13 protein-coding genes are annotated in these 16297 nt (G+C 41.5%); 5 read left to right on the forward strand and 8 right to left on the reverse strand.

Annotated elements, in window-relative coordinates; translation table 11 throughout:
• The first annotated feature begins 486 nt into the window (after positions 1–486).
• The gene (locus AC57BQ_RS15700; protein ID WP_496407190.1) at positions 487–2364 is read left to right on the forward strand and encodes a M1 family metallopeptidase; all 1878 of its coding nucleotides are present in this window, start codon (positions 487–489) and stop codon (positions 2362–2364) included.
• 70 nt (positions 2365–2434) lie between these two features.
• On the opposite strand, the gene AC57BQ_RS15705 is transcribed toward AC57BQ_RS15700, so the two are convergent.
• Positions 2435–2833 (reverse strand): YtxH domain-containing protein, encoded by a 399-nt coding sequence (locus AC57BQ_RS15705; RefSeq protein WP_090467072.1) that lies wholly within the window; start codon positions 2831–2833, stop codon positions 2435–2437.
• 281 nt (positions 2834–3114) lie between these two features.
• A complete protein-coding gene (locus AC57BQ_RS15710) occupies positions 3115–3309 on the reverse strand; it encodes a cold-shock protein (RefSeq protein WP_076377605.1) in 195 nt (64 codons plus the stop codon).
• Between the two features lie 202 nt (positions 3310–3511).
• On the opposite strand from AC57BQ_RS15710, the gene AC57BQ_RS15715 reads away from it, so the two are divergent.
• The gene (locus AC57BQ_RS15715) at positions 3512–4165 is read left to right on the forward strand and encodes an HAD family hydrolase (RefSeq protein ID WP_496407191.1); all 654 of its coding nucleotides are present in this window, start codon (positions 3512–3514) and stop codon (positions 4163–4165) included.
• A gap of 108 nt (positions 4166–4273) precedes the next feature.
• On the opposite strand, the gene lysA is transcribed toward AC57BQ_RS15715, so the two are convergent.
• The 5 genes from lysA to AC57BQ_RS15740 all read right to left on the reverse strand — a co-directional run bounded on the left by lysA (position 4274) and on the right by AC57BQ_RS15740 (position 11612).
• On the reverse strand, positions 4274–5449 hold the full coding sequence (gene lysA, locus AC57BQ_RS15720; RefSeq protein ID WP_496407192.1) for a diaminopimelate decarboxylase: 1176 nt from the start codon (positions 5447–5449) through the stop codon (positions 4274–4276).
• A gap of 190 nt (positions 5450–5639) precedes the next feature.
• Positions 5640–6950, reverse strand: coding sequence for an aspartate kinase (locus AC57BQ_RS15725; RefSeq protein WP_496407193.1), 1311 nt, complete (start codon positions 6948–6950; stop codon positions 5640–5642).
• Positions 6951–7089: 139 nt separating this feature from the next.
• A complete protein-coding gene (locus tag AC57BQ_RS15730) occupies positions 7090–8562 on the reverse strand; it encodes a S41 family peptidase (protein WP_496407194.1) in 1473 nt (490 codons plus the stop codon).
• 126 nt (positions 8563–8688) lie between these two features.
• Positions 8689–9888 (reverse strand): BamA/TamA family outer membrane protein, encoded by a 1200-nt coding sequence (locus AC57BQ_RS15735; protein ID WP_496407195.1) that lies wholly within the window; start codon positions 9886–9888, stop codon positions 8689–8691.
• A gap of 290 nt (positions 9889–10178) precedes the next feature.
• The gene (locus AC57BQ_RS15740; RefSeq protein WP_496407196.1) at positions 10179–11612 is read right to left on the reverse strand and encodes a hypothetical protein; all 1434 of its coding nucleotides are present in this window, start codon (positions 11610–11612) and stop codon (positions 10179–10181) included.
• 117 nt (positions 11613–11729) lie between these two features.
• Between AC57BQ_RS15740 and AC57BQ_RS15745 the strand changes: the two genes are divergently transcribed.
• Together AC57BQ_RS15745 and AC57BQ_RS15750 are read left to right on the forward strand one after the other, a co-directional pair.
• Positions 11730–13712: a phosphatidylinositol-specific phospholipase C domain-containing protein gene (locus AC57BQ_RS15745; protein WP_496407197.1), complete on the forward strand. Its 1983-nt coding sequence runs from the start codon at positions 11730–11732 to the stop codon at positions 13710–13712.
• A gap of 36 nt (positions 13713–13748) precedes the next feature.
• Positions 13749–13877, forward strand: coding sequence for a hypothetical protein (locus AC57BQ_RS15750; protein ID WP_496407198.1), 129 nt, complete (start codon positions 13749–13751; stop codon positions 13875–13877).
• Between the two features lie 91 nt (positions 13878–13968).
• On the opposite strand, the gene AC57BQ_RS15755 is transcribed toward AC57BQ_RS15750, so the two are convergent.
• Positions 13969–14973, reverse strand: a complete 1005-nt coding sequence (locus AC57BQ_RS15755) for a hypothetical protein (RefSeq protein WP_496407199.1) — start codon at positions 14971–14973, stop codon at positions 13969–13971.
• Positions 14974–15554: 581 nt separating this feature from the next.
• Between AC57BQ_RS15755 and AC57BQ_RS15760 the strand changes: the two genes are divergently transcribed.
• A complete protein-coding gene (locus AC57BQ_RS15760) occupies positions 15555–16250 on the forward strand; it encodes a hypothetical protein (protein WP_496407200.1) in 696 nt (231 codons plus the stop codon).
• Positions 16251–16297: the final 47 nt, after the last annotated feature.

A 16297-nucleotide genomic window follows, 5' to 3' on the forward strand; every position in this document is an offset into this window, starting at 1 on the left:
TTATTAATGTTGTTAGTTGTCTTTTAAAGGAGTTAATGAGCTCCCTCTGGTCGGTTGTCCACGCTACGCTCGCAATGACGCTATTTTTTAGATTTTTTACACGGGTGACTGGCATAGCAGTGTTGGGGTACTATCCCGTATAGGCCTTTAACGGACTGATACCATCAACTCAATCGGATTCCTGATAGTCTGCCCTATATGAGATAGATCATATAAAAAAAGCCATCCGCAGTAAAGCGGATGGCTTAAATATTAGTTATTTAATACCCCTATTAAAATAACTTAAACAAAGGTAAAAAATTATACCCCACCTACGCAACCGATTTCGTAGGAAATTAACCTTTGTTACAAATTTGTTACGAAATCATAAATAACAGCTCTGTTTCCCCTTTCCTGAGTCCTATAAACCTGTATTTTAAATTCATGATAATCGCTTATTAATTATCAATTGATTTACATTAATTTGCATTTGAATTAACTAAGAACATGATCAAATCTATTATTCTATCGGCCTTTGCCTGCCTGATGCTGGCACAGGTACAGGCGCAGGATTTGTATATGCCACGGGATATACAACACGCCTTCAAAAACGGAACCCGCTCTGCCGATGGCAAACCCGGAAAAAACTACTGGCAAAACTATGGCCGGTATAACATTACCATTACCGCCTTGCCACCCAGCAGGGATATTAAGGGTACCGAGCAGATCACCTACATTAACAATAGTCCGGATACCTTGAAATCCCTTAATATGAAGCTCATATTAAACATTCACAAACCGGGTGTCGCCCGCATGGGCAATGCCCAACCTGATTATTTAACCCCGGGCATACAAATAGATACTTTCCTGATCAATGGCAAGGCCAAAAAGATCAATAACGCCATAGCCTCTACCAACCAGATGGTGGGTTTGTTAAAACCGCTGATGCCACATGATTCGGTTAAGCTGGATATTGCCTGGCACTTCCAGATCTCTAAAGAAAGCGGTCGTGAAGGGATGATCGACTCTACTACTTATTACCTGGCCTATTTTTATCCACGCGTATCGGTATATGACGATTATAACGGCTGGGACAGGCTTCCGTTTTTAGATGCCCAGGAATTCTATAACGACTTTAACGACTATACCCTGCAGGTAAAAGCACCAAAGAACTATATAGTTTGGGCGACAGGAACCTTGCAAAACCCTAACCAGGTGTTGCAACCCGAGTATGCCAAACGTTTGCAGGCATCCATGACCAGCGACTCCACCATCCATGTGGCTACAGCCGCCGACCTGGCCTCAAAAAACATCACCACCCAAAACGACGTAAATACCTGGATATGGAAAGCAAACGACATCAGCGATATGGCTGTTGGCATCAGCGATCATTATGTTTGGGATGCTGCCAGTACCATTGTTGACGATGCCACCCAGCGCAGGGCCAGCATGCAGGCCGCGTTTTTAGATAATGCCGAAGATTTTCATCATGCCGTACAAAATGGCCGTAATTCGTTAAGCTGGTTATCACACAACTGGCCGGGTGTGCCTTATCCTTTCCCAAAAATGACCTCTTTTCAGGGTTTTGCAGATATGGAATACCCTATGATGGTGAACGACAGTCATAACGCCGATATCCGGTTTTCGCAATTTGTACAAGATCACGAGATAGCGCATACCTATTTCCCCTTTTACATGGGTATCAACGAGAGCCGTTATGCCTTTATGGACGAAGGCTGGGCAACCACTTTTGAACGCCTGATAGGTGCATCAGAAGTTGGCCAGGAAAAAGCCGACGCTCTGTATAAAAACTTCAGGGTTGAAAGATGGATCAATGATGCCGCCACAGCCGAGGATCTGCCGGTAATAACTCCATCAAGCGAGTTAAGGGGAGGTTATGGTAATAACTCTTATGGCAAACCGTCCTTAAGCTATTTCGCGTTGAAAGATATGCTGGGCGATGCCTTGTTCAAAAAAGCTTTACATGGCTACATGGATCGCTGGCATGGCAAACACCCTATCCCATGGGATTATTTTAATTCTATGAACAGTGTATCGGGCCGCAACCTCAACTGGTTCTTTAATAACTGGTTCTTCACCAATTATTATATCGACCTGGCGTTGCAAAACCTGACCAAAGTGAACGGTGGTTACACCGCATCCATCAAAAACATTGGCGGTTTTGCCGTTCCGTTTGATGTGAAGATTACTTATACCGACGGTACCACCGAAAGCATACATCAAACGCCTGGTGTTTGGGAGAAAAACCAAAAGCAGATCAGCGTGAGCATCAAAACCACCAAAGCCATACAATCGGCCGAACTGGATGGCGGCATATTTATGGATGCCGACCTTAGTAACAATAAATTCACGGTTAAAAAATAAAATAATAACGTGCTAAAGCAGAAAAGCCCGGCAAATGCCGGGCTTTTCTGTTGTATGGTAGTCCTAAAAATTATGCGCCCTGTACAGAATCGTTCCAATTGTCGGCCGTGTTTTTTACTTTTGATTTTGCCTCATTTACAGCATCATCACCCAGGTCTTTTGCCTTACCGGCTACATCATGAACCTTTGATTTCACCGCGTCAACAACCTCTTCGCCACGATCACGCAAATCGCTAACAGTACCGCTAAATCTTGATTTTGCCCTGTCTACAGCATTACTGCCATATTCTTTGATATCATGAGCAGTTGATTGCGCTTTGTTTTTAGCGGTGTCAACCAGATCATTGATATAATCGGCAATGTCTTCTCTCAGGTCTCCGCCCTTTTCAGGAGCCAGTAATAAACCTAATGCGGCACCAGCCGCTGCGCCTACTAAAAGTGCTGCTATAATTTTTGCTTGATCTTTCATGTTCAATTTTTTAGTTAGATGATTTAACCTGTATTGATGTAAACAACAACAATGCCAGTTTTATTTGGGGATGGAAGGATTAGGGGAGTCTTTAACAAAAATAAAATCATGTCATTGCGAGCGCAGGGCAATCTCATCGCGTTGATACTAGCTACGAGATTGCTTCGTCGTACCTCCTCGCAATGACATAAGTGAGATAAGAAGCCCCCTATCCATTTTACAAGCCACAAAAAAAGGCATCCACTAAGTGGATGCCTGTATGCTTAATGGTTATATTATAATTAAATAACTTTTACATTTACCGCATTTAAACCTTTTCTTCCGTTCTCAACTTCAAACTCTACTTTATCATTTTCACGGATTTCATCGATCAGGCCTGTTGAATGAACAAAGATGTCTTGACCACCACCTGCTGGTGTAATAAAACCAAAACCTTTTGTTTCATTGAAAAATTTTACTGTTCCTTCTTTTTGCATTATTTTATTTATTAAAGGCCGCAAGGTACAACAATATTTTATAAACCCAAGTCTGCGGCGTAAACCCACCATCGCCATAATTAGTTAAATACCTTATTTACAGATCATAAGATCATCTAAAAAAAAAATTACCGAACCATGAACGATCCTGCACCCGGGTTAATTTTCAAAATGGGTATGTTTGCCAAAAAAATTCGCATACATGAAAGCCTTTATTTTCGACCTTAACGGAACCATGATCAATGACATGCCTTACCATACCAAAGCCTGGCAAACCTTACTAAATGGCCAGCTGGGAGGCAATTTTACCTGGGACGAAGTAAAGCAGCAGATGTATGGCAAAAATCCCGAAGTACTGGTACGCATGTTTGGGCCCGACAGGTTCACTTTGGAGGACATGAACAAACTATCGTACGAAAAAGAGGAGAAATACCAGCAGGAATTTTTACCGCACCTGGCCCTTTTACCGGGTTTGCTGGAGTTTTTAGAAGCCGCTTATCAGCAGGGTATCCCTATGGCTATCGGTTCGGCAGCTATCCCTTTTAATATCGACTTTGTGTTGGATAATCTGAACATCAGGCACTATTTTAAGGCCATTGTAAGTGCCGATGATGTATTGTTAAGCAAACCACATCCCGAAACATTTTTGAAGGCTGCTGCCCTGCTTAATACAAACCCTACCGACTGCACCGTATTTGAAGATGTACCCAAAGGCGCCGAAGCCGCCGCCAACGCAGGGATGAATGCTGTAGTGATCACCACCACCCATGAACCGCACGAATTTGAAAAGCTATCCAACGTACTGCACTTCGCCGCAGATTTTACAGACGGGTATTTTGAAAGTTTGTTGGGGTAAAATATAAAGGCTGTCATGCTGAGCTTGTCGAAGCATAGTGGGTAGGCCTCTACGCACGCCCCTTCGACAAGCTCAGGGTGACAGCCCTGTTTTTGATTTAGTAAACCCTTACTCCGAATATATACTCCCAACTCTATCACGCAGGTTATAACCCGATGCCATTACCTCGCCATAAGCGCCAGCTGTGCGTATGGCAATCAGGTCTCCGCGGAATGATTCGGGGAACTCCACATCCTTCTGGAAGCAATCGGTGCTTTCGCAGATAGGGCCAACCACGTCGTATTTTATGCCGGCCAGTCCATGGTCTATGGTCGATGGACCATGGTCTTTACGACTTATATTCTCAATCTGATGATAAGCCTGGTAAAGCATAGGGCGCATTAGTTCGGTCATGCCAGCGTCCAATATCAGGAAATTTTTCTTCTGTCCGTTTTTCACATACAGTACCCGTGATATCAAAGATGCACTTTGAGCCACCAGGGCACGGCCCAATTCAAAATGCACTTCCTGGCCGGGTTTTACGTTCAGGAAATTTTTGAATACCTGGAAATAGTTCTCAAAATCGGCGATATTGCCATCGGGATTATAATAATCCACACCAAGGCCGCCACCGGTATTAAGCACCTTAACCGGGAAACCATGATCCTCGAACCAGTCCTGCATTTCGTTGATGCGGGTACACAGGTTTTTATATACTTCCAGGTCGGTAATTTGCGAACCGATATGGAAATGGATACCTAAAAATTCCAGGTTTTTACATTGACGCAAGGCAGTAGCCACATCGGGCAGTTGCCATATATTAATGCCGAACTTATTTTCGTCGAGACCTGTAGTAATAAAATGATGGGTATGCGCGTCGACATTAGGGTTGATGCGGATAGCTACCTTGGCCTTTTTACCTTTAGCCGCAGCCAGGCCGTCAATAATGTTCAGCTCCTGTACCGACTCTACATTAAAGCAAAAGATATCAGCCGCCAGGGCCAGGTTTATTTCTTTGTCTGATTTACCAACGCCGGCAAACACAATTTTGCCTTTGTCAAAACCACGGTCAATAGCCGCCCTTACTTCGTTACCGCTCACACAATCGGCACCAAAACCAAAGGATTGGATCATATCCAGCACACGTGGGTTAAAATTGGCCTTCATGGCATAATGTACATGAAATCCATGCTTAGCCGAAGCATCGTGGGCGGCAGTAAGCGTTTGGCGCAATACCTCCAGATCGTAGTAATAGAACGGGGTGTCTAACTCTTGAAATTTATTTATATTAGCTTTACTAAACATAGCAATGATGAATAATCTGTCTGTTATATTGTGTTTATCCGTTTCTGTACTTGTTGGACTTTTATCCAGCTATAAATTGTACCATGACAGAAAACTTACTTTAAAACGTTTACTATTAAATACTGGCATAGCAGCTGCTTTTGCTGTTATTGGTATTTACTTTTTTTTGAAGTAAATCCGAAATCACAAATTAAAACAACCTGTTGTGCAGGCTCCTCAGTGTTTCTATCTTATCTTCGGTTTTTACCAATAACGACAGGTTATGATCGCTGCCACCGTATGATATCATCCTCAACGGAATGTGTTTTACGGCTTCCAGTACCCTTGCCGCGTAACCGTGTTTTTCGGCGCCAAAATCGCCTACCACACAAATGATGGTATGGTTTACATCCAGTTCCACCGAACCAAAAGCGTTAAGCTCTGTGGTGATCTCGCCCAGGTAGGTAGTATCGTCAATGGTTAGGGATACCGCCACTTCTGAGGTGGTGATCATATCAATGGATGTTTTATAACGCTCAAATACCTCAAATACCTTACGTAAAAAACCATGTGCCAATAGCATCCGGCTTGATTGGATCTTGATGGCCGTAATACCATCCTTAGCGGCGATGGATTTGATCTTATCTTTTTCGCTGGTGTTGGTGATGAGTGTACCCTGGGCCTTTGGATCCATGGTATTAAGCAGGCGCACCGGGATCTTATATTTTTGTGCCGGAAATACGCTTTGCGGATGCAATATCTTAGCCCCAAAGTAAGCCAGCTCAGCTGCTTCATCAAATGAAAGCTGGGCAATGGGCTGCGTACCTTTTACGATGCGCGGATCATTGTTATGCATGCCATCAATATCGGTCCAGATCTGCACCTCTTCGCTGCGGATGCCCGCCCCTATTAATGACGCAGTGTAGTCGCTGCCGCCACGGCGCAGGTTATCTACCTCACCAAAAGCATTGCGGCAAATAAAGCCCTGGGTAATAAACAGGTTCACCTCGGGGTGTTTATCCAGCAGCGGGGTTAATTTTTCGGTGATATGATCAACAACAGGTTCGTTATCCTCATCAATCTTCATAAAATCAAGCGCGGGTAACAACACCGATGGCACGCCGATCTGTTTCAGGTAAACATGATATAATGTGGTCGACAGTAACTCGCCCTGTGCCAGGATGATCTTATCTTCGATAGTGGTAAACAGATCATTAGCCAGGTTGCTGAGCACCGAAAAATGGTAATCGATAACCTCTTTGCCTTGTTTTAAAAATTCGTCATCAGTAAATAGTTCTTTAATAAACAGTTCGTACTTATCCTTCAGCAGCTTAATGAGAGTAATGGCCTTCTGCTTATCACCTGTGAGATAAGCTTGTCCAATTTCAACCAGGTTGTTGGTGGTACCTGATACTGCCGAAAGCACAACGATCTGTCGTTCGGAAGGATTAATGATGTCGAGCAGATTTTTCATACGCGCGGGGCTACCCACCGATGTTCCGCCAAATTTTAAAACTTTCATTTTTTAGCTTGTATTTTCCATTGTATACCGGCTAAAAAAGGTGCCGGTATTTGAGGCGCTAAAAATAAGATTTTAAAATACTTATAGCCTATATCAAACCAAATTAAATCTTGTGATCGCTGCTAATAGCTTAATTTCATTAATTTGATGCTACCGCATTCTGTTTGGAGGCTAGTATCAGTTCTTTTACTTTTTTCATCACCGCATCATTATATTTTGATTCTGAGATATCGGTTTTAATCACAATATCGGGTATTAAGCCATGTTTGGAGTGATGATCACTTGCGGTGGTGCTTTCCCAGTATCGCGGTAAATGGAGCAACATACTGGTATTGGGTAATCTTATAGTAGAAAAACCACCATCAGACCCTGCTTCGGCTCCACCCGTTTCTTCGCCGATAACGGTTACTTTACATTGATTTTTTAAACTGGCTGCAAATATGCTCCCTGCCGAAAATGTACCTTTATCGATCAATAAATAGATCTTTTTATTAAAATGATACTCCGCGACAGGATATAATTTTCCGTATTGCCTCCAGCTATAATCATAAGGCAGCACCTTGTCGGTAGTTTTTTGGGTAGGATCATACCCCTGATCATGCATGATATAATCATTAAAAGTGATCTTGTTCACCGGCACCTGTGTGGCTTCAACCTCTGTAAATTGATTTTTAACCAGGTAGCGCATCAGGTCGGCACCTATGTTGGGGAAGCCCCCGGTATTGCCCCGGATATCAATCACCAGGTTGGTGATCTTATCTTGCTCCATCAGCTTAAAAAGCTGCTCATGAAAGCTCAGGTAATAATTAAAGTAGGTAAACCCCTTAATTTTCAATACGGCTGTTGCCGGCATACCCGCAGGATAATCTACAGAAACTACCTTGTTTAGTTCGTCCTTTTTATTTTCCAGCTGCTGCTTGATCTCGTCGCCTCCTGTGGTATGTTTGGCATGGGTTGCTTTGATGTGCAGGGTTTTGCTGTTGTTTAAAGTATCGATGATCAGCAGGTCATAAACCGGTTTGTAGCCAAACACCTTTCCATATAATGCACTCAACTGAATTCCCTGTAATTGATACTTTGTCCACTGATCACTCAGGCCCTCACCCGGTACATAATCTTTTAATGTGCGGATGATCTCATCTACGGGTAAACCATCTATACTTTTTACCTGTAAAAAGCGGCGTTTGAGAGTATCCTTACTACTTACGTGCAAAAAAAGATGGTTATCCTGAAAAGCCAGAAAAGGTGTCAGATAATCAACCGGGTACTTGTTTTGCCAGGCTACATAAGACTGCGAATAAAACAGAGCCGTATGCCCCGAACGGATGCCGGCAATAACCGGTTGTAATACCCGCCAAAATTCAACTTCGGTCATCGGTTTATTGATCAGTCCGGTAGCTTTTAAAAAAGCGCTGTCCAAAGCAGCTTTGCTTTGGTAACGGTACAAACTGGCATGTGCTTCCACCAATACATTTTTCAGAAATGTAAGGTCATCAAGGAGCTGTGTTTGCGTATAGGTTTTTGCCGGATTATAGGTGGTATCTACCTGTGCGCTGAGCTTTCCTGCTATCAGCAGCAGCAATACAAACATGCCTTGTTTTAAGCGTTTCAATGGAGATGTGGTTTTTAGATAAAAATAAAAATTATCCCAACCACGCTAAGTAAAAACTTTGTTGCTTAATCAAATCTTCATACAAGAAACCAGGCAGCCTAAACAAATAGAGTTATTACCAGATCATTAAAACGCCTCATTCAAGCCCAAAAAGAACCCTTTGGAACCATATTTACCATAGGCATAATCCAGACACAAATTGGTGCGTGTAGCCTTGTTAAACAGCACCCGTAAACCGCCACCACCACCGGGTTGCCATACCTGGAACAGTTTGGTGCCCAGCTCGTCATTAGCGGTTTGAAGATTAAAGAAGGTAACCCCACTTATAAAACCATTCCGGAGTATCGGGAACCGGTATTCTACTTCTGAATAATTATATTGAGTGCCCTTAAAATAAGTAGAAGTATATCCCCTGCCGCTCCGGAAACTGCCATCGCGCGCGGTGCCCGGTACTTCCAGGTAAGGCAAAGTACCGCCGAGTAAATACGAGCCCCAGTTCCAGAACGCGATCACGTGCTCGGGATGACTTTCAGACAGACTAAAATATTTCCTGAAATCGGTAGTAAACTGCACCGCGCTTTTGGTACTGCCCATCCAGGTTTGATTGACACGGAAACCGGCATCAGCATAAATACCTTTGTATGCCCGGTTCTGATTATCGCGGGTGGTATACTGCACATTAAAAAGTAAGCCATTTGCCGAGTAATGATCCTGCGGAAGCCCGTGTTGTTCGTTATAGATACGGGATGGGGTCATTTTATTGGTGGTATCCTTTGCTTCAATATTCCGACGGATATCAAATGACACCCCTGCCCCAACAAAAAGGTTTTTCTGCACCTCTTTATAAACCTTCTCTCTGAAATTAAAATAAAGCGATTTAAGCGTATACACTTTACGCTGCGGATCAGCCAGGATTTTATCCGCTTCAGTTCCCTGTACATCCTGCCTGCCGATACCCAGGCCAAAATCGGGCGTAACGGTTTTGGCCGCTACCAGGCTGCCCTGAAAGTTCCATTTATTACCTGGGGTATACACATTGTGGTTGATGTAAAAGTAAATGATGCCTTTGGTGGTAATGGATGCCGATGTGGCTGCTACAGACAACAGCGTGGTCGGATCGTTTCCTAATTTACGGCCTGCCACAGCCTTGATTCCCAGCTGGGAACCGATAGTAGGGTTTGCAGCCACATTAGGAATAATAGTGATGCCTGATGACTTTTTCAGAACAGAATCTGGCTTTTTATGCGGATGAAAGATGGTATTTACCAGATCGCCTATATCATATTGTTTGGATAGCGCTACCGCTTCCTTTTTTTGGGTCTTCACGGCAACTTTGCGTAATGAATCTTTCTTTAAAGAATCGGCGTTGACAGTTTGACCATGGGCATGATCAGGTATACCTGCCCATAGTACCCATAATAAAATATTAAATGCTAAATAAAACCTTCGATTTGTTATGCAGGGCGTTTCCAGAATGATAAATGTTTAATTTTCAATTTATTTACACGTCCGTTGTTTCAGGTAAGGGACAAATTTCAAACCCTAAAACCCATAAAATGTTTGACGCTTAAATTGTTTACCATCCTTGCAGATTACTTATAATCAGTTGCCGTGCCTTATAAATTATGAATATATGACAGCATTATACCTACTGAAAACTGTGAGGCACTGGTATTTATTGGCACTCCACTCAAAAAATTACCTTCGTTTGGGTTATCAAAGTTGACGTATTGCATATACTTATTGGTGGTACCATAAGATAATAACAATCCGGTACGGAAGTTAAATTTCCGTTTTTTAAGGTTAGCGCCAAGCTGGCAATGGTAAATATTGTAATAAGCCGTATTGGAAGTATAGCCATCACCATCCTTATACAAGCTATTATCGGCGTAATTAAAGTCGGTATGTAATGATATAAAGCCGGTTACATCGGGCTGCAGCAAATAGCTTGCCCCTATCCCAAAATTGAACACTGATTTCCTTACATCCTTAAACTTAAGCGACGACGAAGCAAAATCATCTAAAGGCAAATCTCCTCTTATAAAGCTTTGATTACGAGGTGTTATCAGATTATATTCATTCACCTTGTTAAAATACTCAGCGGCAAAATAAATTTGCCCGTTTTTTAAATCATAGGCATAGCCAAAACCTATGCTCAAGGGCATTTTGTAGGTGGCCTTAAGTTTTTCCTGCCTGGAATTAGCTAAAATATTAAGCGTATCGCCGGCAAGTCTTATATTACTGGCCACATTATCACTCAGTATACTTGCGCTGCCGGTTACATGCAACAGCGGTGATGATATGGTGAGCCCCAAGTGGCTCCTATCCACATCATAGGCCAAACCCGCTTTAAACTTTATCCCCGCATGAAAATAAGATGCCAGATATGACTCTTCGGCATTTGCAACTGGTGGCAAACTTGTAACACTATTGGTATTATACAAAGCCCTTGAACTGAAATCGGAATTGAAACTTTGCTTACGCAGCTGTGCCTCTGCCGATATACCCAATGCAAAATGATCTGATGCTTTAAAACCCCCGCTTATAATGCCCGAAGTTTCATTGATACTATTCAGCCTTTTAAATTGCCCAAGGAAGCTCTCGTTACCCGGGCTATAGGAATCATCAAGCACATTGAACTTAGCATCACGTTGCTGTGTGGCCTGGTAGCTCATCACCGGATTATGGGTAAGCGCATAGCCAACAGTAAAGGGATGTTTGCCTTTTAAAGATATAGTTGCCGATATTATTTGTGGGATGATACTGGCCGATGTTGATTTAAGATCGAGCCCGGAGCCAACTCCGTTCTTTATTTTAATAGTACCGTACTGGTAAATTGACCCGCTGATGGAAGCCGAACTTTTATTATTGTAAGCCAATAAAGCCGGGTTCAAAAACATCACCCCGCTGTCGCGGTTAAAAGCGATCACTGCTCCCGGAGTTAAATAACCGGCCGGGTTATAACTCGACGACCAATAGTTGGCGTCCTGTGCTTTTACTTCCTGCAGGAATAAAATCACACCTAAAAAAATGACAAGTGTTTTTAGCATAGGTTTAGTTTTTTCAAATAAAAATATTATAATTTCACTATAAAGAAAAATATTACCTAAAAATTTATAATATTGAAATGATTAAATATGCCCTATTAACCCTCTAAACCTGCTATTATGAAGTCTCTGTTTCTTAGCACAGCACTCATTTTATTTTTGACCTTCTCTGGATCAAAAAAAACACAGGCGCAAAACCTGAGCTTTAGTCAGCCCATTAATTTTTTGCCGGCCGCCAACACCGATAAGGCTATTGATATTACCAATTTTAAAAATGGCTATTTTGTTACCTGGAAAAATGCCGGCGCTACCGGCAATATTCATGTATGCTACCTAGGTAAACAACATGACACCCGGTTTTCGCAAAATGAAACAACAGCAGGTACAGAGAAAAGCGCCTTTGCACCGGTTTTGAGAGTGGTTAACAACCGCATATATGTTTTATGGCTGGGTACGGATGGATCATTAAAATATATCATCAATAACAGTGATACTACTTTCAATACACAAGCTATAGGCACGGTAAATTTCGAAAATTCACCTAAACTAAGATCGGGCATTACAGCCACGGTTATAAACAACCGGATGATGATTGCCTCGCATGCCGATAATAAAAACGACATGGTGGTAGCCCTGATTGACGCTGATGACAGTGGCATACTTAAACCAGCTGCACTGCAAACCGTACCTGATAAAAAGAGCCCGGAATATCCTTTTATAGTCACGCTTGCTAATAATAAGGTAAGATTATGTTATTATAATGATCAGGGCATTTATTATACCGATCTTAATACGGATACCAAGGCATGGACGGATCAATTCCCAGTATCCGGCTCCAAAACCAAAGTGTCGCCAGCCGTTTATCACCTGTTTAATACTCCCCGTCTGTTTTATATCTGGAAGGGCAATAAAAAGGATAACCGCATTTATTATGTTACCGGTGATGAACAAACCAGATCAGCTGCCGAGCATACTTTACCCGACTATTTTAAAACACCTTACCCCGTATCTGTTTGTAATGTGGATACTAAAAAGTTCATCATGGCCTTTATAGGCGAAGATCAAAAACTTTACCTAAGCTACTTTTCCAATTACAATCCTGCCCGGTGGATGGAGGATACGCTGTTTCCAGCCAAAGGAAACCTTACCCTTAAAGATATCGTAATACCCGGCTCACATGATGCAGGCATGTCGGCGTTAAATGGTACCGGGGGGCAGCACGCAAGTTCCATCAATCCCTGCAATACGCTTACCCAGAAACAAAATATTGGCAAACAGCTCCATGCCGGTATCCGGATGTTCGATCTGCGGGTAGGGTCATTTAAAAACAGCATTTATACCAAACACAGCTCATCCGATTGTATGGCTGATGCTATGGGAGGTGGATATGGTGAGCGCTTTAAGGATATACTTGACTCCATTAAAACTTTCCTCGACCGTAATAAAAAGGAGTTCATTATTTTAACTTTCAGTCATTTCTGTCCAAAAGAGGCGTCAGCAAGTAAGGTTGCCGATTCTATTTTTCAGGCTTTGGGTAAGGATCGGATCTATAATAATCAGTCGAAAAGCATTGACCGTATTAAACTGAACGAACTGGCAGGCAAGGTGATCGTGACTTTTGAGCAATATGCCAATCCTGATAAACTCATCGACTCCAACTCGATGGCTGATAAAGGGAAAACTTTTCTCAATATCCGCAGGGCCTATGCCGCTACTAACCAGATCAACAGATTGTTGAGTACGGAGGAGTTATTTTTCACCTCGATGAAGAACGGTGTAAATGGTAACGACCTGGTACGGCTCGACTGGCAGCTTACCCAAAGCAGCGACGAAGCAGCGTTGGTATGTAATGATTTTCAGGACGAAAAGGTAAACCCCGTAATTAACGGCATGATGCTGCTCACCAATGTGATCAAAAAAAATCAAAGCATAACAGACCTGGCTATGTCTGGCAACAAATATCTGCCGGCAAAATTGAATGAATGGATAAGCAAGGGTACCATCAACAAAAACAATAAACCCAATATTTTATATGTTGACGTGGCCGGAGCCTGGATAACCGATTATTGCATTGAGCTAAACGAACTAGCGGTTTATAATTGAAAAATACTTATATTAGGTTATTAAATTTTATATCTCATGACCACTAAACCTCATTTCAATCAACTTAAAACCAATCCAGTATATATATTTTTATTTGCTATGCTGATGGCGGCATTAGTGTTAAAAATTGGCTATGAGGTTGGCTATTGGCTGGGTACAAAATAGATAAATACGTGACCCCTCATTAAATTAAAAAGGATCACGTATAAAATAATTGATATTATACCTATTTAAATGGCCAATAGATTAAATGATATTATCGAAAATAAAAATCGACTATAGAGTTATTTGTCCCATTATTTTTTATAACCGTGTTTTTCCCTGATGGGGTAGGTCTTGCACCATCATCGGTTTGTATCCATGTAATTGGTTGATTGGTTGACCCGCTTCCAACATATTGCAGGTTCATTGATTTCATTGCAACATACTGGTCAGGCGGAAAAGAGGTATAACTACTGGCATAAGACTCCCAGCATTCTATTACTTCATTTGCCGGGTCGGGGTAAGTTTGTGTATAGGTTACAGATGGATACCCGGTAAAACCTATAGTGTATTTATATGCTCCTGGGGCGGCAGAAATCTGCGTCATTACTCCTGTTACAGTTGTGCCGCTGGCTATTGCCGCGCTTGCATTTGAGTGAAAGTATGCTCCATTTACATAACCCCAGTTTTGAACATACCAAATATGGCCGTAGCCGTTATTCCAACACAAAACAGGCTGCATAAAAGCACTTCCGCCGTCAGCATTATCTGCCCCGTTCCACAAAAACTGTACGGTATCGGCGCCGGCAACTGGCGCGCTTGGTACAACCCAGGATGTAGAGAATGACTGGATGTTTTTTCCTGATGGCAGAGGTGAGTCAACATAATAGCCGTTACCTAAAGTATTTCCCGATGCTTTGGCTGCCAGGCTTTGTGTTATAATTTTTTTTACGGCATTATTATTTGTTGCTGAGGTAGCAGAGCCATAGTCGGCCAATATGGCTCCTGTTGTTGAATTTATTTTTTTAATATTTCCACCCATTACCGCTATTTCGGTACCTGGTTCCACTAAGTGTACTTTAGAAGCAGGTACCTTTCCAAATGGGGTTAATACAAATTCCGTTTGTTGATTTGTTGCTGCAACGGTTGTTTTAGCCGGATTTACTGCACCTTGTTTTTGACAGCCTGCAAATATCGATGCAAAAAGGATTCCTGCCGTAAGCAGCATGAATGAGCTTTTTTCCAACTTAGCGTTAGAGTTAATTTTTTTGTGTTTCATAATGATGTTAGTAGTTTGGTTTGATTGGTTTAAAAACGCGTTAACATGTACTATGTATTGGCCATTTTAGTTAATTCTAAATTAACATTAAGCAACGCGGGTAATTAAAAAAAATCAACACAATCGTTTGTTTACCAATTAAATAGCATAAATCGACTTTCTCCAAAGAATATCAGCAGCCAGAAACATCAATGTGTGTAATTGAAAATTATTTTTTTTTAAAAAGTAGAAATTTAATACTAAATCTGATTTAATTTTTACGACATAAAAATAAACCAATTGTTAAATTGAGATTATTATAATTAAATCAAGAACAAACGTTTGCGTAATAATTTCTTTCCAAATCTGCCATAAAATTGAACACTAACCATAGTATGGATTATAGCTACCAAATTGACTCAGTAAGCCCAAACAGATAATTACATCAAAATACACATCTATTTTTATATTTTATTTTGAATTTTTTTAATTTAACAGAATTTAATTTTGTAAAAAATTGTTTTGACATTATATTTTTCTAAATTTGATGATATAATACCTGGTAAACAACAGATTGTATTTATCATTAAAATCCAATTAAAATGATCAGCCTAAAAAGAACACTGAAAAACCATGCCTTCCAATCCGCGTGTGTGCTTATGCTCATTCTGTTTAACTGTTTTAGCTCCAACACGGCTATTGCAAGGTCTCCAAAATTCACTGTAGCATCTTTTGCCGATATCCCGCTTAAAGCATTTGAGGGAATCTATCAGCAAAAGAATAATGAATTTTCCTATTTACAGGTTACTATAGAAAAAGATAAATTAGTTGCCAAAAGAATGGATGGCAGTCATCCGCTAACATTAACACGCAAATCAGAGCTCAATTTTGACCTGACTGATGATGACGGCGACGAAAACAGCACCGTTACCTTTACCAAAAACGAAGCAGGCGAAATTACTCAGGCGCTTGTGGCGGATAGGGACGCCTGGATAAAAGTTAAAAGCTATACACCGCCAAAAGAAATAAAACTTACACCAGAGCAACTAAAAGCCTTTGAAGGTAAATATCAGTTTGAGGAAAGGTCAGAAGCATTTCTGCAGATCACTGCTACTGCCGATGGCTTATTACTTAAACAGCTTTGGGATGGTCAGGAAATAAAATTCGCAGCCTTATCCGATGTCATGTTTCTAAATAAAGATATCGGCTTCCCGCTTAAATTCACCAAAGACGAAAAAGGCAATGTTATTAAAGTGCTGGCCTTTAACAGGGATCTGTGGGATAAGGTAAAACAGTAATATATAGATCAAAATACCCGTGGTTTCCTTTGTCGAAACTGCGGGTA

The sequence above is a fragment of the Mucilaginibacter sp. BGA-UO-ETr-C110 genome (assembly GCF_059567985.1).

Bases quoted from the DNA above. Each gene is read 5' to 3' on its own strand.
- AC57BQ_RS15700 (WP_496407190.1), top strand. From the start codon at position 487: ATGATCAAATCTATTATTCTATCGGCCTTTGCCTGCCTGATGCTGGCA.
- AC57BQ_RS15705 (WP_090467072.1), bottom strand. From the start codon at position 2,833: ATGAAAGATCAAGCAAAAATTATAGCAGCACTTTTAGTAGGCGCAGCG.
- AC57BQ_RS15710 (WP_076377605.1), bottom strand. From the start codon at position 3,309: ATGCAAAAAGAAGGAACAGTAAAATTTTTCAATGAAACAAAAGGTTTT.
- AC57BQ_RS15715 (WP_496407191.1), top strand. From the start codon at position 3,512: ATGAAAGCCTTTATTTTCGACCTTAACGGAACCATGATCAATGACATG.
- lysA (WP_496407192.1), bottom strand. From the start codon at position 5,449: ATGTTTAGTAAAGCTAATATAAATAAATTTCAAGAGTTAGACACCCCG.
- AC57BQ_RS15725 (WP_496407193.1), bottom strand. From the start codon at position 6,950: ATGAAAGTTTTAAAATTTGGCGGAACATCGGTGGGTAGCCCCGCGCGT.
- AC57BQ_RS15740 (WP_496407196.1), bottom strand. From the start codon at position 11,612: ATGCTAAAAACACTTGTCATTTTTTTAGGTGTGATTTTATTCCTGCAG.
- AC57BQ_RS15745 (WP_496407197.1), top strand. From the start codon at position 11,730: ATGAAGTCTCTGTTTCTTAGCACAGCACTCATTTTATTTTTGACCTTC.
- AC57BQ_RS15750 (WP_496407198.1), top strand. From the start codon at position 13,749: ATGACCACTAAACCTCATTTCAATCAACTTAAAACCAATCCAGTATAT.
- AC57BQ_RS15755 (WP_496407199.1), bottom strand. From the start codon at position 14,973: ATGAAACACAAAAAAATTAACTCTAACGCTAAGTTGGAAAAAAGCTCA.
- AC57BQ_RS15760 (WP_496407200.1), top strand. From the start codon at position 15,555: ATGATCAGCCTAAAAAGAACACTGAAAAACCATGCCTTCCAATCCGCG.